Here is a 20,870-nt window from a genome sequence, read left to right as displayed (position 1 = left end):
TAAAATCTACGGTAAAACTGGTATCGGCGTCGCGATGGTGCGACGCCGTTTTCATGGAAGACGTTTCCGTTGGGACTGTTTACAAAAACTCGTTCATCGCATGCGCGTCTTAACGTCCCTGCACTGGTGCAGGTGGCGGCGTTCGCCATTATTTTGATTCGTGCCGTGGATCTGCTGATGATCCTCAATCAGCTGGGTATCGGTGGGATAGAGGCGTTTATTCAGCGTAGCGTGCAGACATGGACCTTGACGCTGGTGTTTCTCTCCAGTCTGCTGCTGGTCTTTATTGAGATCTGGTGCGCATTTTCACTGGTGAAAGGGCGTAATCTGGCGCGCTGGATCTTTCTCCTGACGCAAATTATCGTCACCGCTTATCTCTGGGCGGCCTCGCTGGGGTATGGCTATCCGGAGCTGTTCAGTATTGCCGGCGAGTCAAAACGTGAAATTCTGCGTTCTCTGGTGATGCAAAAACTGCCCGATTTTCTGGTGCTGGCGCTGCTGTTTGTTCCGGCGTCGTGTCGACGGTTTTTCCGACTGCAATAACGGTGATACAATCCCCGCCCCTGATTTCTGGAAGGTCTTTTTATGCTCTGCCCACTCTATGACGCGGGTCGCTGTCGCTCTTGTCAGTGGCTGGAACGGCCGTTAACACAACAGCTCGCCAGTAAAATGGCCGATCTCGAAACGCTGTTGGCGGACAGCCCGGTGGCGACATGGTTAGCGCCGGTTTCCGGCCCGCAAGCCGGTTTTCGCAACAAAGCTAAAATGGTGGTCAGCGGCAGCGTTGAACGCCCGCTGCTGGGGATGTTGCACCGCGATGGCAGTCCGGAAGACCTGACCGAATGTCCGCTCTATCCGGCCAGTTTTGCGCCGGTTTTTGCCGTGCTGAAACCGTTTATCGCCCGCGCCGGATTAACGCCCTATCACGTCGCCCGCAGGCGCGGCGAGCTGAAGTATCTGCTGCTGACGGAAAGCCAGCTCGACGGCGGCATGATGCTGCGTTTTGTGCTGCGTTCCCCGACAAAACTTGCGCAGCTGCGCGCCGCGCTGCCGTGGCTGCAGGCGCAGCTGCCGCAGCTGAAGGTGATTACCGCCAATATTCAGCCGGTGCATATGGCCATTATGGAAGGCGAAGAGGAGATTCTCCTCAGCGAGCAGGCGGCGCTGGCGGAAAACTTTAACGACGTACCGCTGTGGATCCGCCCGCAGAGCTTTTTTCAAACGAATCCTGCCGTTGCCAGCCAGCTGTATGCGACCGCCCGCGATTGGGTACGCCAGCTGCCGGTCAATCATATGTGGGACCTGTTCTGCGGAGTGGGGGGCTTTGGCCTGCACTGCGCCACGCCGGAAATGCGCCTGACCGGGATTGAGATTGCGCCGGAGGCGATCGCCAGCGCGAAGCAGTCTGCCGCCGAACTGGGCCTGACCAACCTCCATTTTCAGGCGCTGGACTCGACGCAGTTTGCCACCGCTGAGGGAGAGATTCCTGACCTGGTGCTGGTCAACCCGCCACGCCGCGGTATCGGCCGCGAGCTGTGCGACTATTTAAGTCGTATGGCGCCGCCCTTTATTATCTACTCCAGCTGTAACGCGCAGACGATGGCGAAAGATATTGCGCGGCTGCCGGGCTATCGGGTTGAGCGGGTGCAGCTGTTTGATATGTTCCCCCACACCGCCCACTACGAAGTGCTGACGCTGCTGGTTCGCGAAGTTTAAACAAAATGTGAACTCTTCTGCCGACGTAAATCGGGTAAGCTTGGCTAATAACAGCGTGAAATTAGCGGAGCAATACCCATGGCAAAGAAAATCCTGTTGGTCGAAGATGACGACGATATTGCCGCATTGCTGCGTTTAAATCTGCAGGATGAGGGATATCAGATTGTGCATGAAGCGGACGGCGCGCAGGCGCTGGTGCAGCTGGAAAAGGGCGGCTGGGATGCGGCGATTCTCGACCTGATGCTGCCCAACGTCGATGGGCTGGAGATTTGCCGGCGCATTCGCCAGATGACCCGCTATCTGCCGGTGATTATTATCAGCGCCCGTTCCAGCGAGACGCACCGCGTGCTGGGACTGGAAATGGGGGCGGACGACTACCTGGCCAAACCGTTTTCGGTTATCGAACTGGTGGCGCGAGTCAAAGCGCTCTTTCGTCGCCAGGAGGCGATGGGGCTCAATTTGCTGATGGATTCCGGGCGTATCGATTGCCACGGCCTGAGCATCGACCCGCTTGCGCGTGAAATCAGACTGCGCGGTGAGCCGGTGGATTTAACGCCGCGCGAATTTGACCTGCTGTACTACTTTGCCCGCCATCCCGGCGAGGTCTTCTCCCGCCTGGCCTTACTTGACCGCGTCTGGGGCTACCAGCACGAGGGCTATGAGCACACGGTCAATACCCATATCAACCGCCTGCGCAGTAAAATTGAACGCGACCCGGCGGAGCCGGAAATCATTCTGACGGTCTGGGGCAAGGGCTATAAATTCGCGCCTGTGCGTAAAGGAGCGGAGCAATGATGCGGCGATTAAGCCTGAGCCAGCGCCTGGCGCTGGTCTTCACTTCGCTGCTACTGCTTTGTGCGGCGGCGGTGTGTGTGGTTCAGCTGTATAGCAGCGCGCAATACGGTAATGCTATGGTCCAGCGTCTTTCGGTCGGGCTGGCACAGCAGATTGTTGCCCGTGAACCGCTGCTCGATGCGCGGGGCCAGGTCAATCGCGAGGCGCTGAAACCGCTTTTCGATCGCCTGATGGTCTTCAACCCCAGCGTCGAGCTCTACTTGATCTCACCTGACGGCGAGCTGCTGGCCGATGCTGCGCCGCCGGGCCATATCAAACGCCAGCGCGTTGACATCGTGCCGATACAGACGTTTCTCTCCGGCGGCACCTGGCCGGTGTACGGTGACGATCCGCGTAGCGAGGATCAGCGCAAGGTCTTCAGCGTGGCGCCGTTGAATGTCGACGGCCAGCTGCGCGGCTATCTCTATATTATCCTGCAAGGGGAAACCTTTAATGAGCTGGCGGCCAGCGCCTGGCAGAAGACGTTGGGAAGCTTGCTTATCTGGACGCTGCTGCTGGTGGCCCTGTTTGGTCTGCTGGCCGGCGGCCTTGCCTGGTATTGGGTGACGCGCCCGGTACGCCAGCTGACTGCACAGGTGGGGGTGCCCGGAGAAGACAGCATGGGAGCGATTAAACTGCTGGCGGCGCAAGCGCCGGATCCGCATCCCGGCAATGAAGTGGCGATCCTGCATAACCGGTTTATCGACCTGGCCCGGCAGATCGCCGGGCAGTGGGATCGACTGGCCGATAGCGATCGCCAGCGGCGTGAATTTATCGCCAATATTTCTCACGATCTGCGGACTCCGCTGACTTCGCTGCTCGGTTATCTGGAGACGCTGACGCTGAAAGCCGATCGGCTGAGTGCGGAAGAGAGCAAGCGCTATCTCAATATTGCGCTGCGCCAGGGGAATAAGGTCCGCTCTCTTTCCCAGCAGCTGTTTGAGCTGGCGCGCCTGGAACATGGCGGGATCAAGCTGCAGCCGGAGAAATTTGTGCTGGCGGAGCTGGTCCAGGACGTGGCGCAGAAGTTCGACCTGGCGATTGCCACCCGCCACATCCGCTTACAGCTCTCCCTGGCCGGGGGATTGCCGCCGGTGGTGGCGGATTTATCGATGATGGAGCGGGTGTTGACCAATTTACTGGATAACGCGATTCGCCATACGCCGGATGGCGGCAGTATCAGCCTGACGGCCCGTCAGCAGGGGACGGAGATGGTGGTTGAGGTAGCCGATAGCGGCCCTGGGGTTAGCGGTGAGCTGCGGGCGACACTGTTTGAGCGGCCTTCGGTGCTTGAACCCGGTCAGAGCCCGGAATCGCGAGGCGGGTTGGGGCTGATGATTGTGCGGCGAATGCTGCAGCTGCACGGCGGTGATATTCAGCTGGTGGATGTGCCGGCAGGAGCCAGCTTCCGCTTTACCCTGCCGTTGCGTTCGTAGCGATGGCTCCCGGCCAGGCGGTGCTGGCCGGGGAACCGCCCGGGCAAGGCATTTCGCCGCGACCCGGGTCAGCCGGGGATTATTCCGGGAACCACTGGTGGCTGATTTTCTGATACGTGCCGTCCGCTTTAATCGCCTTCAGCGCGGTATTGAGTTTTTCCAGCAGCGCCTTGTTGTCCGGACGTACCGCGATGCCGAGGCCGGTGCCGAAGTATTGCGGATCGGTCACTTTCGGAGTGGCGACGCCCAGCTGCGGGTTGGTCTTCAGCCACTCATTCACCACGGCAGTATCGCCAAACACCCCGTCAATACGGCCATTTTTCAGGTCGATAATCGCATTCTGATAGCTGTCATAGGCGACGGTTTTAACTTCCGGATGTTTGTCCTGCAGGTATTTCTGGTGGGTGGTGCCGTTTTCCATACCAATACGTTTGCCTTTCAGATCGGCAAAGGAGTGGAAGGCGTCTTTTTTAGCGATAACCAGCGCCGAGTTAGCGTAGTACGGATCGGTAAATGCGACCTGTTTGCTGCGCTCCGGAGTAATGTCCATCCCGGAAATCACCGCGTCATATTTTTTAAATTTCAGCGCCGGGATCAGGCTATCGAAAGCGTGGTTGGTAAAGGTACAGTCAGCCTGCATCTGTTTGCACAGCGCTTTCGCCAGATCCAGATCGAAACCAACGATCTGATTGTTAGCATCCATGGATTCAAAAGGGGGGTAGGTTGCCGAAACGCCGAAGCTGATTTTCTCTGCCGCGGCCGCGTTAAATGCGGTAGCGGCGAACATTGCGGCTAACAGTAACTTCTTCATGCGTGTTGCTCCCGTCTGTCAATATTGTGGTCGTTCGTCGTTTCCTGACGTGGAATAACCATGCCAAAAAATGAATTTATATTCAATATAAATGTATTTTTATTTATTTTTCCGGCGGAAATATGCGCAGGAGATCGGTTAAATGGAGTAATCCGACAACCTGTTTGTCGTCGTTAATCACCGGTAGCACGGTAATGGGGGCCGGCTGGTGCTGCTCCATGATTCTGATCGCCTCATCAATCAACTGATGCTGACCAATGCAGGTCGCGAAAGGGTTCATCAGTTCCCTCACCGGAGTCTGTAAGAAGAGGTTGTTGTACATGATATAGCGGCGGATATCGCCATCGGTAATGATGCCTTCCAGTTCATTGCGGCCATTAACAATCAGCGCTGCCCCCGAAAGATAGCGGGTCATGATGAACAGCGCATCCAGAATCGTCGACTCCCGACCGATCAGGCAGGCTTTTTCGCCGCTGCGCATCGCTTTCCCGACCGTTAATAGCCGCCTCCTGCCGAGTGAACCGCCGGGATGATAGAGGGCAAACTCCTCTTTGCTGAAGTTTCGTTCTTGCATCAGGGTTACGGCAAGGGCGTCTCCGATGGCCAACGCCAGCGTGGTGCTGGTTGTCGGGGCAAGATCCAGAGGGCAGCATTCATGCTCAACCTGTGAAGAAATAACAACGTCACTGTATTTTGCCAGCGGGGAATCAGGGGCGCCACATATCGCAATAATGGGCACGCCTGTTCGCTTGAGCGCGGGGAGCATATTGATGACTTCTGTCGTCTCGCCGCTGTTGGAGATGAGGATCACCACATCTTCGCGGCTGACTCTTCCCAGATCGCCATGCAACGCTTCGGCCGGGTGCAGATAAAATGAGGGCGTGCCGGTGCTGGCGAGGGTGGCCGAAATTTTATGCGCGATATAGCCGGGTTTGCCCATGGCGCTTAGCACCACCTTGCCTGGCGCATTTAATATAATATTTATCGCTTGTGCAAAATTATCATTAATATTAGAGGTTGCGCTAATAATTGCTTTGGCCTCTTCATGCAATACGTTACGGCCTCGATTAATTATTTCCGATGTATTTCTTGTTTTATTATTCATAACGAGTTCCTTTAGGCGTTTATCGTTATTATGGTAGGTCCGATCACAGTACTCTTTTTATTCTGTGATTGAGTGAATGAGCTGTGAATTTGTGATTTTATTCACATCTCCATATTTAAAAAACGGTTAGCTTAAAAATCGAGTGAAGCTAACACTCAGCGAGATAATGTCATGACACGCTATTCAAAAACGCAAAGGGTGCGTCGTATTATTGAGATGCTTGACGTTAATCATTCCACTACTATTAACCAGTTAGCTGAATACTTTACAGTTTCACATATGACCATTCGCCGTGATATTGAGGAACTCCAGAAGAACGGGCAGGTCAAGGTTATATTCGGTGGTCAAGTTATTAAGGGATTCATTAATGAAAGTCCAGAATATAAAGATAAAGCGCAACACCATATTGCATGGAAAAAGGAGATAGCGCTCCAGGCCTATAAACTCTTGCGTCCTGGAGAGATCGTCTTTATGGACGGTGGCACCACGGTGAAACAGCTGGCCTGGCTAATAGATATTCCACTAACGGTGATCACTAATGATATTTCTACTGCCTATATTCTGAATGACCGCCCCAACATTAAATTGCTTATTTGCCCAGGTGAGTTAGTCAGAGAAAGTCGCTCAGCCTATTGTACTGAGACGCTGCGTTACCTGAGCGAGCATTATACCGACCTCGCTTTTATCGGCGCGGATGGTTTTGATGAGAATTATGGCGCAATGACCACCACGCAAAGTAAAGCGGACTGTAAGTGGATGGCAATGAGCCGTGCCGCACAGTCAGTTCTGCTGGTGGATAAGAGTAAACGCAATGTCTTCTGCCATTACAAAATAACCGATTTGGCGGAATTCAGTCAGGTCATCGTCAATAGCGATTCGCTGATGAGGTGACATCAACCCGATACGGAGAGGGAAGCACTGTGAAAATTGCAATAATTGCGGACGATTTAACCGGCGCAAATGCGACCGCCGCGCTGTTAAGTACCAAAGGGTTTACGACCATGACCTGTCTGGATAACGACGCGAAAGAGGCGGAGCGCTTTGACGTGGTTTCATTTTCTACAGATTCCCGCTCTGTTTCTTCTGCCGAAGCCTACAGGCGGGTAGCGGAATGCGTCGCGCGGATTAACCCGGAGCAGACGCTGATCAGTAAGCGCATTGATTCAACGCTGCGCGGTAATTTAGGCGCTGAAGTTGATGCGGTCATCGATAGCTTTCCCCATCTGATGGCTATCGTCGTCCCCGTTTATCCCTCCAGCGGGCGTATTTGCGTGGGAGGATCGCTGCTGGTGGACGGCATTCCGCTACAGAATACCGCAATGCGCAACGATCCTAAAAACCCAATGCTGGAATCGTCGGTGGTGGAGTTGTTCCGCCAGCAGACCAATAAAAATGTCAGTTATATTTGTCTGCGCGATGTGCTGCGTGGCGAAATCACGCTGACTAAAAAACTGAAGGAGTTGTATTGTGGCAACGTCCGGATTGTCATCATTGATGCGACAACCGGTGATGATATTCAGCAGATAGCGCAGGCGGTACAGAAAGCAAAAATTCCCTGTTTTTGCGTCGACCCCGGTCTGTTCACCGCGCAGCTGGCATGGTTAAAATTTTCATCCGGGCGCAGACGGACCAATAAAGTTTTTCTGGCCATTGGCAGTGTTTCTGATTTAACCCAGCGGCAAATAAAGAAATTACGCTACGAGCGCGAAGTCTATATTGAGACGCTGTCGGCAGAGGAGTTAATCAATTTTTCCCTTAACCCGGAAAGTGCCGCCCAGGTCGTTGATCGGTTAATTGATAAAACCCGGACCTTTGATGTTATAGGCATTGATTCTGTCGAGGCTCCTGAGCATATTTTCAGGCTGGATACTCTTGCTAAAAAATTCGCAGTCGACAATCATCAGGTCAGTTGCATGATTAATAGTGGTATCGCCGAAGTCGTCGCTCAGGTGTTGAAGAAAGAAAAATCGCCGATCAGCGGACTCTACGGCAGCGGCGGCGATGTGATGGTCAGTATTACCAGACGATTAAAAGGTAGCGGCGTAGTATTAAAAGACGAAGTTGAACCGCTGGCCGTCTATGGAAAGTTAGTCGGGGGATTGGCTGATGGGCTGCCGTTAATTACCAAAGGTGGATTTATCGGTAATGATAACACCCTGGTGCACTGTATTGATTATTTAGTGACTAAAGTATCGGGCAATACCGCCATTACCGAAACTGTGTAAATATAAAAGGAGTTAATTATGAGACCGTTGGTGGTTATTCCAATGGGGGATGCTGCTGGCATCGGCCCGGAGATTACCGTAAAAACCCTGGCCTCTGAGCACGCGCAACAATATGCCAGAATGGTCGTTGTCGGAAATAAACATATTCTTGAACAGGCGCTGAAGTTTTCCGGCGTGTCGTTAGCTATTAACGTCATTACTGGTGTGAATGAGTATCTCGATCGGCCGGGATTAATGAATCTCATTGAGTGCGGGGATCTTAATATTGATGTGTTCCAACCGGGTGAGATTCAGGGGCAGTGCGGCAGGGCGGCCTATGACTGTATTGAGAAAGCGGTAAAGATGACGCTACGCGGCGACGTTGACGCGGTGGCGACGACCCCGATTAATAAAGAGTCACTGCGGGCCGGAGGCGTTGATTTTATTGGCCACACCGAGATATTTGCTCATCTCACGGATACCCGCGATCCGCTGACTTTGTTTCAGGTGCGCACGCTGCGGGTTTTCTTCCTGACGCGTCATCTCTCTCTGGTGGAGGCGATCCGCAGCCTGACGCCGGAGAAAGTGTGCGATTACGCGGTGCGCTGTACCCGCGCGCTGCAGCAGCTTGGCGTGCCGCAGCCCAAACTAGTGGTGGCTGCGATTAATCCCCACGGCGGCGAACACGGTCTGTTTGGCCATGAGGATGATGAAGTCCTGTTGCCGGGTATTGAGCTTGCGCGCGAACAAGGTATCGCGATTGAGGGGCCAAAACCGGCCGACAGCGTGTTCCATTTTGCTCTGCTGGGGGCATGGGATGCCGTACTGTCGCCGTACCATGACCAGGGGCATATCGCCACCAAAATGGTGGACTTCCACCGCACCATTTCTATCACCAGCGGCATGCCTGTCCTGCGAACCTCCGTTGATCACGGTACGGCAAATGATATTGCGGGTAAGGGGATTGCCGATCCGGTTAGCCTGATTGAAGCGGTCAGGCTGGCTGCACTCTACGCGCCCTATTACAAAAAATAATAACCTGCGGCGGGCGTGACGCCCGCCGCTCAATAATCCGAGGTGAGTATGTCTGATAAACCAGTGGAAGCCGCCGCGGCGGGAATGAGTCCGGCATTGAAGGGGGTATTAGTTCTTGGCATTGGGTTAATCATTTTTAATCCTGGAAGTACCAGCGGGGAGGAGCTCGACAGTTTCCGCGTGATTGGTGGGCTGCTGGTCGCAATAGCGGCACTGCTCTTTATGATCCTTAAAACGCGCATTCCGGCATTTCCCGCCTTGATCATTGCCGCGGTGATTACCGGTTCGTTAGGCGGGATGAAAAGCGAAATGATGATCGCTTCTGTTACCCGGGGCTTTGGTGGGACGCTAGGGAATATCGGTATCGTGATTGGCTTTGGCGTGATGATGGGATCGCTGTTGCAGATGAGCGGGGCCTCAAAGCGCATGGCGATTTCGTTTATCAACCTGCTGGGCAAGGGGCGCGAGGAGCTGGCGCTGGTGATGATCGGTCTAATCGTCTCAATGGCCGTATTCTGTGATTCGGCATTTATCGTTCTGGTACCGTTGGTTAAGGCGATCTCCCGTTCAACGGGGAAATCGGTGGTAGGGTTAGGAGCAACGCTTGCGGCCGGACTGGTGATCAGTCATAGCATGATCCCGCCTGCCGTTGGTCCGTTTGGCGTGGTATCACAGTTCAATATGCCTATTGGCCGCTTTATGCTCTGGAGTATGGTCGTGGCGGTACCGGTAGCGATAGCCGGATTCCTGTATACCCGACGACTTGGCAACGCTATTTTCCTGATCCCGACGGAAGACGGCAGTGGGTTTACCCGTGAACGCCCCGTTTCCGCAAAGGAAAGTGTGCAGCAGGAGGAATCTCTGCCGGGCAAAGTGATTTCGTTTGCTCCGCTGATGGTGCCGATTGTGCTTATTCTGCTGGCCACCTTCTTCAAGGAGTTCGGCTATATTGAGCCCGAGAGTCATGCGTGGCAGCAGTCGTTAGTGCAGATGGTCATCGCAATCGGTCATCCGGTGACGGCGGTGGGTACCGGGCTACTGATCGCCATTATTGGGCTGGGCAGCCGTTACGAGCGTAAAGAAGTGACCCAAAACATGGAAAATGCGATTCGTTCGGCGGGGATCATTTTTCTGGTTATCGGCGGGGGAGGGGCGCTGGGGATGGTGCTGCGTGATTCTGGTGCCGGTAATATGATCGCCGATTACATTATCCAGACAGGCGTGCCGGGCGTCTTGCTGCCGCTGACCATTTCGACGCTGGTGCGCTTAATTCAGGGGTCTGGTACGGTGGCGATGATTACCGCTGCAAGTATTACCGCCCCGATGATCGGGACGTTAGGCGTGGATCCTGTTATTGCTGGCCTGGGCTGTACGGTTGGCTCCTTCATGTTTTCCTACTTTAACGACGCCTATTTTTGGGTCGTCAACCGCTCGCTTGGCGTGACTGAAGTTCAGGAACAGATCAAGGTGTGGAGTATCACTTCAACTATCCTCTGGGCGACCGGGTCGGTCACCTTACTGCTGATTAACGCGCTGTTCTTTTAAGGAATAAAAAAAGGGATCCCAACGGGATCCCTTTTGGGGTTAGTTCCGTCGTTCAAACGCCAGCGCTTTACGCTCCACTAACCGCATCAGCAGCGTCAGAAGACCGTTGACGATGAGATAGACAATACCGGCCGCGCCAAACACCATCACGTCGTAGGTACGTCCGTACAGCAGCTGGCCGTGCCCCATGACTTCCATCAGCGTAATGGTGTAAGCCAGAGAGGTACTTTTGAACACCAGCACCACCTCGTTGGAATAAGAAGAGAGGGCGCGTTTAAAGGCGTACGGCAGCAGAATCGCCAGCGTGTCTTTCTTGCTCATGCCCAGCGCGCTGCAGGATTGCCACTGGCCGTCAGGGATGGCGCGGATCGCACCATAAAACAGCTGGGTGGTGTAGGCTGCGCTGTTGAGGGACAGGGCTATCATGGCGCACAGCCAGGGTTCAGAAATCAGATGCCACAGCACCGGGTAGTTCTGCAAAGAGGGGAACTGACCTGGACCATAGTAAATCAGGAAGATCTGCACCAGCAGCGGCGTACCGGTAAATAAGGTGATGTAAGCGCGAACAATCCACACCAGTACCGGCGTTTTCAGCGTCAGGACGATGGTGAAAACCAGCGCCAGAATCAGCGCCACGACGATCGAAGCCGCCGTCAGCGTCAGGCTGGTATGCAGCCCTTTCAGCAGTTCGGGTAAATAATCGAGCATCAGCCTGGTCTCCGTTCGAAGCGCGTCGCACGCTGGTCAATACGTTTGAGGATGTACTGACTGAGCAGGGTGATGACCAGATAGATCGCCGCCGCGATGATGTACCAGTTAAACGGCTCCTGGGTGCGCGTGGCGATGCTTTTGGTTTGCAGCATCAGATCGTTGACGCTGATTAAACTGACCAGCGCGGTATCTTTCAGCAGAACCAGCCACTGGTTGCCGAGGCCCGGCAACGCATGACGCCACATCTGCGGCATCACCAGACGGAAGAAGATCGCCCCTTTCGATAGCCCCAGCGCCTGGCCGGACTCCCACTGTCCCTGAGGTACCGCCTTAAGCGCTCCGCGCAGAGTTTGCGAGGCGTAAGCGGCGTAAAGCAGGGACAACGCGATGGCGCCGCACAGGAACGGACTGACGTCGAAGTTTTCAATCTGCATCTGTACCGGAATCTGCACAAAGCCAAGATTGATCGTAAAACCGTCGGAGAGCGTAAGCAGCAGCTGTGAGGAGCCGAAATAGATAAACAGGACCACCAGAATCTCCGGTAGTCCACGCAGAACCGTGACCACGCCGGTTGCGAGCCATGCCAGCGGGCGCCATTTCACTGACTCCAGCACGGCAAACAGCATCGCCAGCACAAGGCCGATGATGAGCGCGCAAACGGCAAGGCCGACGGTCATCCCGGCGGCACTTGCTAATGGAAAAATTTCATTCATTTAGCGTTACTTCTGAAACCATTTGCTATAGATGGTCTGGTAAGTCCCATCTTTTTTCACTTTTTCCAGCGCAGCATTAAATTTCTGCTGCAGTTCGGTATTGCCCTGACGAAGCGCAATGCCCAGACCGGTACCGAAGTAGTCTTTATCGGTGACTTTATCGCCCACCGCGGCCAGCTTCGGATTGCTTTTCAGCCACTCGGTGACGACGGCATTATCGCCAAACACGGCATCAATACGGCCATTTTGCAGATCCAGCTTCGCATTCTGGTAGCTGTCGTATGGCACGGTGGTGATTTCAGGGTGTTTGTCGTTAATAAATTTCTGGTGCGTGGTCCCGTTCTGGACGCCGACTTTTTTGCCTTTCAGCTGTTCGAGGCTGGTGTATTTACCCTGCTGGCCGACAAACAGCGCCGAGTTTTCGTAGTAAGGGGTCGTGAACAGCACCTGTTTTTCACGCTCAGGCGTGATATCCATCCCGGCCATCACCGCATCGACGCGGCGGAATTTGAGGCTGGGGATCAGGCTGTCGAAGGCCTGGTTGGTAAAGGTGCAGGTGGCATCAATTTCTTTACACAGCGCGTTGGCCAGATCGACATCAAAACCGACAATTTTATTGTTGGCATCAATCGATTCAAACGGAGGGTAGGAGGCCTCAGTGGCGAAACGAATGGTCTGGGCGGCAGTAGCTGACAGACTCATGCTGGCCAGGATCGCGGCAATCAGTACTTTTTTCATCGTCATTTCCCCGAAAACATCAATGTGAAAGATAGTTTTTAAACGCGTCGGTCTGAGGATGCGTAAAGCAGCTGGCATCCCCTTGTTCAATGATGTGACCATTTTCCATATACACCACCCGGCTTGCCGTTTTACGCGCCACTTCCACTTCGTGGGTGACGATAACCTGCGTAATGCCGGTACCGGCCAGTTCGCGGATAATGCTGACGATCTGAGCGGTGATTTCCGGGTCGAGTGCGGCGGTAGGTTCATCAAACAGCAGAACCTGAGGTTCCATCATCAGCGCCCGCGCAATGGCGACGCGCTGCTGCTGGCCACCGGAAAGATGCAGCGGATAGCGATCGCTGTAGGGCTTGAGACGAAGACGTTCCAGCAGTTTTTCGGCGCGAGCGAGCGCCATGTCTTTACTTAACCCCAGCACGCGGCAGGGGGCTTCAATCAGGTTTTGCTGCACCGTCAGGTGCGGCCACAGATTATACTGTTGGAAAACCATACCCACGTTCTGGCGCAGCTCACGAATGGCTTTGTCAGAAGGCGCTTTGGTAAAGTCGAAGTGGTTACCGGCGATATGTAATGTCCCGGAACGCGGCATTTCCAGCAGGTTGAGTACGCGAAGCAGCGAGCTTTTCCCGGCGCCACTGGGGCCGAGCAGCACCAGCGTTTCCCCCTGCGGGCAATCCAGCGTGATGTCGAACAGCGCCTGATGCGCGCCGTAGAAGCAGTTAATGCCGTTTAGTTTAATACTCATCTGGGCTGTCTGATACGAATAGCTATTGAGGCCGCAAATACTACCTTTGACAGAATAGTTATGCAATATTTATGCGTTAAAAGTTAAATGTAAACCACATTTACCTCTAAACTTAGCACAAAATATGGGTTCGTGGGGTGGGGAGGCACAAATGTCGGCATAACCTGGAGAAATACCGACATTTTACCGGGGTTATCGTTTCAGCGGCGTGGGTTCCACGCCCTTATCCGCGTTTTTCAAGACTCTGTTGCAGGGAACCGGCCGGGGCATGGGAGTTAATGCCAAGATAACGCACGTCGTCGACGGCCCAGCACTGGCCTTCCTGAATCATCAGCACTTCATCCTGCCAGCTTTGACTGCCCTGTTTTAAATCGACGCGCAGAGGGATATTGCGGGCATCGCGGTTTGGAATGGTCGAGGCGCTGGCCACGCTGGCGCTATCGGCCGGGGTTGTCGAGCTGGAGAAGAGGTTCGATTGCAGCAGCGAGCTGCGTGACGGATCCTGGCGGGCATCGTTTAACAGTTTGGCCAGATCGTCGCTGAGATAAGGACGCAGGGCCGTCAGGTCGTTGTTCCGATGCTGGATCTGATAATCGTAGAATTTCTGCGCCACCTCATCCGGCCCACCTTCGATGCAGGCCCCGCTGCGGGTGCCATTATCTTTATAGGCGGGTGTGACGGTGGTACAGGCACTCAGCGCGAGCGCGCACGGGATAATAAAAGCAACGAGTTTGTAGCGCATGATGATTTCCTTATAAGCTCACTACGTTATTAGTTTCTGTTCAAGCATAGCGTACTGGCTCCGGAATGTGCTTGACTCTTAGAGCTCAGGCAATACATTTTTCCCCAAAGTGTATTTTTGCCCATGCGTTGTCAGCGATCGCGCTATTTTTATCAGCGATCACACGCTATTTATTTTCGCCAATACAATCTGTTTTCCGTAAAATGAAAACTATATATCTGCTTAAATATTCAATAATCAGGCGCGATAGGATTTATATTTAAAATAGAGCTCCTGTCTCCTCAGGATATGGTATTTGCCATTTCAGAACCAGGCAGTGCTCACCCTCCTCACGTACTCCCTGTCGGTGTCCGGACGGGCGGCAACAATTACACCTGACGGGATAAGCTCTAAGCACAGCCCGCCGCTGCAATGGTATTATTATTTAATAGCAAATAATAAACTCCAGTGCGGGCGAAATTATTACCTCGCTTTGTGAAAAAAACGACCGGACGGTGATCCGGGATGATGATTATGCGGTATATTTTTCCGATGCCGGCAGGCAGCGCTATTGGCTCGACGGATTTAAGGGGCATGACGTCCATGTTGAGAGTCTGGCCATATCGGTGTCTGATAATATGCAAACGGGAAAATTCCTCGTTTCCCGCCGGCTCGGGATGGAAAGCCAAACTGTGCACTATAAAAATATGGCAAGATCATATCAGAATCGATTTCTTTAACGCCATTAACGATTCGCTGCATATTATTGATGGCAATACTTTGCCCTTAAAGGGAAATTGCGCTCATATTTCCCCATTCCAGGCGCGTGAACTCACCAGTCAGGAGCGCGTATTCTTATTGCGTTTAATTGTGTATGAGTTCGTAAGGCGGCGCCCGTCAAATCCTGTGGCAGGCATCACGCTGGATGAAGCGCTTGCACTTCTCTACGCCAGGCTGGCGATTCCCGCAGCGTTGGGGCGAGAGTAAAGGCATCTTGCGCCCGCGCCGTCTGGCAGACTCCCGCCAGATCGACATCTTCCGTACCGATTTCATAAAACCGAGTGCACTCGTGTGCGCACCACTGCTACAGACCAACCCAGAGAAGCTCGATATGACTTTTTTCCTTGGCCGCCTGCCAGCTGCAGGGTTGTAAATTTTAGTCTCGCTTTTATCTCCGCAAAGTATAGCCAACTCGCCGGCGCCAGAATGAACTTCGGTTGTTAAACATCATTTCGTGGCGTGGTACCACAATCATTTCGGCGGAATTTAAAATGTGTCGATCTGAATTTGAGTATGCTGGTCTTGCGCGGGGCGCTATCTGATAATGATATGCAGGGGCTGTAAATATTAAATGCTATCTAAAAATAAACCTTGTCAGGAATACACAAGGGGGATTATCGCCATTTGGCGATAATCCCCTTCAGAAAAAAAGTTAATTATTTTTTCTTATAAATATTGGCAGAAACATGAAGTTTCTTGTCGGTGTTGCCGGAAGACAGAACGACAACATCAGCACCTTTTTCTTCAGCTTTTTTCAGCAACTCTGCACGCGCATCGCCAGGAGCGGTCTGGCCTGTAGAGGAAATGGTACCCACTTTTTGATACTGGGTCTGCACTTTGGCGAAATCTTCTTTGGACAAAATTTCCGCTGAGAATGCGTTTGCGGTTAAAAACAATGCTGCACCTGCCACTAAAGCTGCATATTTCATATTTTTAATCTCCATTGTTTAACTTGCTATCATCATGCCCTTGTTTTAACTAACCAATGAGCGGTTCCAGATTGAATCAAGTGAATTTTTTTTTCAAGCTAAATACTACAAAACTATGATCGCTAACTCGTGTACTGATAAGGAAAAGATGACTCCGGGTTTATGATTTGTGGCGTCTTTTTTCAAAAGAGTAGTTAAGACTCTACTTAATCTCATTTTAAACAGTGGTTAGTATAAATTTACCTTATGTATTACGGCTGTGAAATTTGCAAAATGGCACCGGCAGACAGCGTTGAGTTCATGGTTTATCATGAGTCAAGCCGCTATCGACATTGGCGGAAGGTGATTTATATAAGGATCTGACTGATGGCCCGACTCACCGTATGTTGCGGGATGACCTCCCGATGAAACGTTCTGGACTTATCGCGCTCTTACTGCTGCTGGCCGGTTGTAGCGCAGAAAAAGGGATTATTGACCGCGACGGTTACCAGCTCGATACCCGCCATCCGGCGCAGGCAGCCTACCCGAGAGTGAAAGTCTTAGTCATTCACTATACCGCCGATGACTTTGACGTTTCCCTGGCGACCCTGACGGACAATCAGGTCAGTTCCCACTATCTGATCCCCGAGCAGCCGCCGCTGTATCAGGGCAAACCGCGGATCTGGCAACTGGTGCCGGAACAAGATTTGGCCTGGCATGCCGGGATTAGCTTCTGGCGCGGCAGTACGCGCATTAACGATACGTCTATTGGCATTGAACTGGAGAACCGCGGCTGGCAGAAGAGCGTGGGGGGGAAAAGCTTTACACCGTTCAACCCGGCACAGATTAACGCACTGATTCCGTTGGCAAAAGATATTATTTCCCGCTACCACATTGCGCCGCAAAACGTGGTTGCCCACGCCGATATTGCCCCGCAGCGTAAGGACGACCCCGGGCCGTTATTCCCATGGCGGCAGCTGGCCGGGCAAGGTATTGGCGCATGGCCGGATGCCAGTCGGGTGGCGTTTTATCTCAACGGTCGGCCATCGTATCAACCGGTTGATAGCGCTGAACTGCTGGATACGCTCTCCCGCTATGGCTATCAGGTCACGCCAGAGATGACCCCGGCGCAACAGAAACGAGTCATTATGGCCTTTCAGATGCACTTCCGCCCGGCGCGCTGGGATGGCGTCGCCGATGCTGAAACCCAGGCCATCGCCGATGCGCTGCTGGAAAAGTATGGCCAGGGATAACCTGAGGCTAGCGGTGTAATTTCCCGTGGTCCTTCAGCCAGGCGGCGGTGCGAATAATGCCGTCATCCAGCGTGACCACGGGTTGATAGCCCAGCTCTTGCTGAGCGCGGGAGATATCGAGGGTAAAATCAAAGTTCAGCTTGGAGACGCCGTAGTGGGTAAAGGCGGGTTCCCTGGCGGACTTGTTGCCAAAATGCTCCATACTGCGGGCGATAATATCCAGCATCGGGTAGGGCACTGAGCGGATCCGGCATTTAATGCCCAGTTCATCAATCAGCTTCTGCACGATGCTGTGCAGCGTGCGCGGTTCGCCGTTGGTGATATTCCAGGCGCGGCCAGAGGGCAAATGATCGCACTGTGGCTGGCTGGCGAGCCACATCGCATGTACCGCATTTTCATAATAGGTCATATCAACCAGCGCGCTGCCGCCGCGCGGAAGCAGGACGCTACCGTAGTGCTGCATCATTTGCGCCAGGCGAGGAATAAACACTTTATCATGGGGGCCGAACAGGCTTTGCGGACGCAGAATGGTAAAGCGGGTGTTGGGGTTCGCCTGGGCCAGCAGATGAATGACCTCTTCGCTGGCCGCCTTGCTGCGGGCAAATTCATTGGCGAAACGCTGCGGACGGAAATCTTCCTGCACATCGCGATGATGGTGATAATCAAAGTAGAGCGACGGGGAGGAGATATGAACGAAATTACGCACGCCCCAGGCAACGGCCCACTCTCCGAGACGGCGGGTAGCCCGCACGTTAGCGAGATCAAAAGCCTGCTGTGTACCCCAGGGAGAGGTAAAGCTTGAACAGTGCCACAGGGTATCGATACCGGCGAGCATCACTTTGGCCTGCGAAGAAACCAGTTCGGTTAAATCAGCAGGCACAAACTCGGCGCCCATTTTGCTCAGAAGCTTGCCCATCGCTTCATTACGCCCGGTGGCTCTGACGCTGATGCCTTGATGACGCAGATATTCCACCGCGTTGCGGCCTAATCCGCTGGTCGCACCGGTAACCAGTACCTTCATATCAACCTACTGTCCCAGAAAAGAATTTCGTGCGCATTTTTCCGTGATTCTCCTCATGATGCAATGAGAATGATGAAAGAATGCCACACATACTGCCTATTTGCCTGTGATTTGTTCGGCCAGCCGGGCAATGCGTCGCGCCATACCGCGAAAGATAAACAGATGCGCCGGGATCATCAGCAGCCAATAGAACAGCCCGGGCATGCCGTGAGGATGCCACCAGGCGCGGACATCCAGTTCGCGGCGATCGCCTTTATCGCTCAGCGTAAAACTCAGGCGCCCAAGACCCGGCGCTTTCATGCCGAATAATAAGGTTAGCTGCTTTTGCGGTTCGACGATAATGACCTTCCAGCTGTCCACCGTATCACCAGTCCGTAGGTTGGCACGATCGGGACGACCTTTCGCCAACCGGTGGCCGACCAACAGGTCCATCGCCCCGCGGATCCGCCACAGAATATTGCCAAAGAAGTAACCCTCTTTGCCGCCGATTTGATTGACCACCTGCCACAGCGCCGCCGCGCTGGCGTGGGTGCTCACCGTACAACCGGCCTGTTTAGGATAGTAGCCATACTCCGGCCGCCAGCGGGCAAACGCCTGGGCGTCATAGCCCCAGTCGCTGGAGTTGGCGAGCTGCTCTTCCTCTTTTAGCGTGCGGCGCACCGCTTCATCAAAGGAGAGCAGCGTCTGGGGGATCAACGCGCGCAGGGCGCGATCGTCGGCGATCAGATCGTGCTTTAACCCCTGAATCAATGCCCGGGCGATAGTCGGAGGGACCGACGTAATCACGTTGAGAAACCACACCGAAATCCAGCGGGTGGGGAAGGGGATCGGGATTAACAGGCGATGTTTGCCGCTCACTGCCATAAAGCGAGTGAACTGCTGTTGGTAGCTTAATATTTCTGGTCCGGCGGCCTCCAGTACGCGATGAGCGCTGGCCGGATGGTGTAGCAGCTGCACCAGATAATAGAGCAGGTTTTCCAGAGCGACAGGCGTCGTTCGCGAGCGAACCCAGCGCGGTGGCGTCAGGATCGGCAGGTTGTAGACCATATCGCGCATCACTTCGAAAGCGGCGGAGCCGGCGCCGATGATAATTCCCGCCCGCAGTTCGGTGACCGGTACGGCGGATTCCCGCAGAATGTCGGCGGTGATTTGCCTGGCGCGCAGATGATCCGATTGTTCGGCTTCCGGCGCCTGCAGGGAGCTGAGAAAAATCAGCTGCCGGACCGGCGTGACGCGCAGGGCATCGCGAACGTTGACCGCGACCCGACGTTCGTGCGCAATAAAATCGCCGCCTTCGCCCATCCCGTGCACCAGATAATAAACGGTATCCACCTGCGCCAGCAGGGCGGAAAGCCCCTGCGGCTGGTTAAGATCGAGCGGATGGCAGCTTACGCCCGGAAGATTGAGTTTCTGCAGCCTGTCGACATGGCGTGCCGCCGCCAGCACCGGGTAACCCTGCTCGCTTAATGCCTGCACCAGATGCTGGCCGATATAGCCGCTGGCACCGAGCACCAGAATTCGTTGCGACACGCCGGGCTCCTTAGCGCTGCAAAAATGCCTGCCAGTGGCCGACGACGTCCGCAAGCTGCTGGCGGCTGACATCCAGATGGGTGACCAGGCGCACGATCGGCGAGGCATTGATCAGCACGCCGCGCTGCTGCATAAATGCGCCCAGCGCTTCGGCGTGTTCCTCTCCTACGCGGACAAACACCATGTTGGTATCATGCCGGGTCACGTCGGCGCCCATTGCGCTGAGCTGCCCGGCCATCCACGCCGCATTGTCGTGGTCCTCTTTTAACCGTTGGACGTTGTTTTGCAGGGCATAGAGGCCTGCCGCCGCCAGAATACCGGCCTGGCGCATGCCGCCGCCGACCATTTTCCGCCAGCGGGTGGCGCGGCGAATGTACTCGTGGCTACCGATCAGCAGCGAGCCGACCGGCGTGCCCAATCCTTTAGAAAGACAGATAGTAAAAGAGTCGCAATATTGGGCGATATCCCGCAGCTCACAATCGTATTCCACGACCGCATTGAAGATACGCGCGCCGTCAACGTGCAGCGCCAGATTGCGCTCGCGGGTAAATTGCCAGGCTTCTTTGAGATAGTCACGCGGCAGAACCTTACCGTTATGGGTATTTTCGAGGCTCAGCAGGCGAGTTGGGGCAAAGTGGATATCGTCAGGTTTAATCTTCGCGGCGACTTTATCCAGCGGCAGAGTGCCGTCTGCGGCGGCGTCTATCGGCTGCGGCTGAATGCTACCCAGTACCGCCGCACCGCCCGCTTCATACAGATAGTTATGTGCGCCCTGGCCGACGATATACTCTTCGCCGCGCTGGCAGTGGCTCAGCAGGCCGACCAGATTAGCCTGGGTACCGGTGGGCAGGAACAGCGCGGCTTCTTTACCGGCCAGCTGGGCGGCGTAGCGCTGAAGTTCATTTACCGTTGGATCGTCACCATACACGTCGTCTCCGACCGGGGCGGCCATCATCGCCTCCAGCATGGCGGGTGATGGGCGGGTTACGGTATCACTGCGTAAATCTATCACGGCATTTCCTTCTGGGTGGCTCATCCCGCAGGCGGCTGTGGCGCGCCTT

Annotated in this window: 21 protein-coding genes; 10 read left to right on the top strand and 11 right to left on the bottom strand. The window is 54.3% G+C overall.

Features of this window, described 5'->3' with window-relative positions:
- Positions 1-69 precede the first annotated feature (69 nt).
- The 4 genes from AC007G_RS00715 (at position 70) to AC007G_RS00700 (ending at position 3,986) form a co-directional block, all read left to right on the top strand.
- Entirely contained in the window at positions 70-543 is a 474-nt protein-coding gene (locus AC007G_RS00715; RefSeq protein WP_032688666.1) for a YbjO family protein, read from the top strand.
- Positions 544-585: 42 nt separating this feature from the next.
- On the top strand, positions 586-1,716 hold the full coding sequence (gene rlmC, locus AC007G_RS00710; protein WP_032700462.1) for a 23S rRNA (uracil(747)-C(5))-methyltransferase RlmC: 1,131 nt from the start codon (positions 586-588) through the stop codon (positions 1,714-1,716).
- Between the two features lie 78 nt (positions 1,717-1,794).
- Complete coding sequence (locus tag AC007G_RS00705; protein WP_032688664.1) at positions 1,795-2,511, top strand: response regulator transcription factor; 717 nt, start codon at positions 1,795-1,797, stop codon at positions 2,509-2,511.
- Entirely contained in the window at positions 2,508-3,986 is a 1,479-nt protein-coding gene (locus tag AC007G_RS00700) for a sensor histidine kinase (protein ID WP_032700461.1), read from the top strand. The genes AC007G_RS00705 and AC007G_RS00700 overlap by 4 nt, the downstream gene beginning before the upstream one ends.
- Positions 3,987-4,065: 79 nt before the next feature.
- Here the strand turns inward: AC007G_RS00700 and artJ are convergent, their stop codons facing one another.
- Together artJ and AC007G_RS00690 are read right to left on the bottom strand one after the other, a co-directional pair.
- Positions 4,066-4,797 (bottom strand): arginine ABC transporter substrate-binding protein ArtJ, encoded by a 732-nt coding sequence (artJ, locus tag AC007G_RS00695; protein ID WP_032688661.1) that lies wholly within the window; start codon positions 4,795-4,797, stop codon positions 4,066-4,068.
- Between the two features lie 103 nt (positions 4,798-4,900).
- Positions 4,901-5,902, bottom strand: coding sequence for a KpsF/GutQ family sugar-phosphate isomerase (locus tag AC007G_RS00690; protein WP_032688660.1), 1,002 nt, complete (start codon positions 5,900-5,902; stop codon positions 4,901-4,903).
- Between the two features lie 171 nt (positions 5,903-6,073).
- On the opposite strand from AC007G_RS00690, the gene AC007G_RS00685 reads away from it, so the two are divergent.
- Genes AC007G_RS00685 through AC007G_RS00670 form a run of 4 tightly spaced genes read left to right on the top strand, consistent with a single transcriptional unit; the run spans position 6,074 to position 10,686 of the window.
- Positions 6,074-6,793 (top strand): DeoR/GlpR family DNA-binding transcription regulator, encoded by a 720-nt coding sequence (locus AC007G_RS00685; protein WP_142630875.1) that lies wholly within the window; start codon positions 6,074-6,076, stop codon positions 6,791-6,793.
- A 29-nt stretch (positions 6,794-6,822) separates the two neighbouring features.
- The gene (locus AC007G_RS00680) at positions 6,823-8,127 is read left to right on the top strand and encodes a four-carbon acid sugar kinase family protein (protein WP_185935642.1); all 1,305 of its coding nucleotides are present in this window, start codon (positions 6,823-6,825) and stop codon (positions 8,125-8,127) included.
- A gap of 18 nt (positions 8,128-8,145) precedes the next feature.
- Positions 8,146-9,141 (top strand): 4-hydroxythreonine-4-phosphate dehydrogenase PdxA, encoded by a 996-nt coding sequence (gene pdxA / locus AC007G_RS00675; protein WP_046852859.1) that lies wholly within the window; start codon positions 8,146-8,148, stop codon positions 9,139-9,141.
- 48 nt (positions 9,142-9,189) lie between these two features.
- Positions 9,190-10,686: a GntP family permease gene (locus AC007G_RS00670; protein ID WP_077272470.1), complete on the top strand. Its 1,497-nt coding sequence runs from the start codon at positions 9,190-9,192 to the stop codon at positions 10,684-10,686.
- Between the two features lie 39 nt (positions 10,687-10,725).
- Here AC007G_RS00670 and artM read toward each other — a convergent pair whose 3' ends face one another.
- The 5 genes from artM to AC007G_RS00645 form a co-directional block, all read right to left on the bottom strand.
- The gene (artM, locus tag AC007G_RS00665; RefSeq protein WP_032688655.1) at positions 10,726-11,394 is read right to left on the bottom strand and encodes an arginine ABC transporter permease ArtM; all 669 of its coding nucleotides are present in this window, start codon (positions 11,392-11,394) and stop codon (positions 10,726-10,728) included.
- Positions 11,394-12,110 (bottom strand): arginine ABC transporter permease ArtQ, encoded by a 717-nt coding sequence (gene artQ, locus AC007G_RS00660; RefSeq protein ID WP_032688654.1) that lies wholly within the window; start codon positions 12,108-12,110, stop codon positions 11,394-11,396. Before artQ ends, artM begins: the two co-directional genes overlap by 1 nt.
- A gap of 6 nt (positions 12,111-12,116) precedes the next feature.
- The gene (gene artI / locus AC007G_RS00655; protein ID WP_032688653.1) at positions 12,117-12,848 is read right to left on the bottom strand and encodes an arginine ABC transporter substrate-binding protein ArtI; all 732 of its coding nucleotides are present in this window, start codon (positions 12,846-12,848) and stop codon (positions 12,117-12,119) included.
- A gap of 19 nt (positions 12,849-12,867) precedes the next feature.
- A complete protein-coding gene (artP, locus tag AC007G_RS00650) occupies positions 12,868-13,596 on the bottom strand; it encodes an arginine ABC transporter ATP-binding protein ArtP (RefSeq protein WP_004859977.1) in 729 nt (242 codons plus the stop codon).
- A 223-nt stretch (positions 13,597-13,819) separates the two neighbouring features.
- Positions 13,820-14,338, bottom strand: a complete 519-nt coding sequence (locus tag AC007G_RS00645) for a lipoprotein (RefSeq protein ID WP_064384489.1) — start codon at positions 14,336-14,338, stop codon at positions 13,820-13,822.
- A gap of 513 nt (positions 14,339-14,851) precedes the next feature.
- Here AC007G_RS00645 and AC007G_RS00640 point away from each other — a divergent pair.
- Complete coding sequence (locus tag AC007G_RS00640) at positions 14,852-15,304, top strand: hypothetical protein (RefSeq protein ID WP_185935641.1); 453 nt, start codon at positions 14,852-14,854, stop codon at positions 15,302-15,304.
- Between the two features lie 449 nt (positions 15,305-15,753).
- Here the strand turns inward: AC007G_RS00640 and yahO are convergent, their stop codons facing one another.
- A complete protein-coding gene (gene yahO, locus AC007G_RS00635; protein WP_032688756.1) occupies positions 15,754-16,026 on the bottom strand; it encodes a DUF1471 family periplasmic protein YahO in 273 nt (90 codons plus the stop codon).
- A 404-nt stretch (positions 16,027-16,430) separates the two neighbouring features.
- On the opposite strand from yahO, the gene AC007G_RS00630 reads away from it, so the two are divergent.
- On the top strand, positions 16,431-17,258 hold the full coding sequence (locus AC007G_RS00630; RefSeq protein ID WP_046852926.1) for an N-acetylmuramoyl-L-alanine amidase: 828 nt from the start codon (positions 16,431-16,433) through the stop codon (positions 17,256-17,258).
- A 7-nt stretch (positions 17,259-17,265) separates the two neighbouring features.
- Here the strand turns inward: AC007G_RS00630 and AC007G_RS00625 are convergent, their stop codons facing one another.
- From AC007G_RS00625 to ltaE, 3 genes are all read right to left on the bottom strand, one after another.
- The gene (locus AC007G_RS00625) at positions 17,266-18,279 is read right to left on the bottom strand and encodes an NAD-dependent epimerase/dehydratase family protein (protein ID WP_032695647.1); all 1,014 of its coding nucleotides are present in this window, start codon (positions 18,277-18,279) and stop codon (positions 17,266-17,268) included.
- 96 nt (positions 18,280-18,375) lie between these two features.
- Positions 18,376-19,809 (bottom strand): SDR family oxidoreductase, encoded by a 1,434-nt coding sequence (locus AC007G_RS00620; RefSeq protein WP_032688649.1) that lies wholly within the window; start codon positions 19,807-19,809, stop codon positions 18,376-18,378.
- A 10-nt stretch (positions 19,810-19,819) separates the two neighbouring features.
- Complete coding sequence (gene ltaE / locus AC007G_RS00615; protein WP_032700455.1) at positions 19,820-20,821, bottom strand: low-specificity L-threonine aldolase; 1,002 nt, start codon at positions 20,819-20,821, stop codon at positions 19,820-19,822.
- Positions 20,822-20,870: the final 49 nt, after the last annotated feature.

The sequence above is a fragment of the Klebsiella sp. CSG-1 genome, from assembly GCF_056521145.1.
The sequence above is the reverse complement of the archived record's forward strand: the minus strand, read 5'-3'. Positions and strand labels throughout refer to the sequence as shown.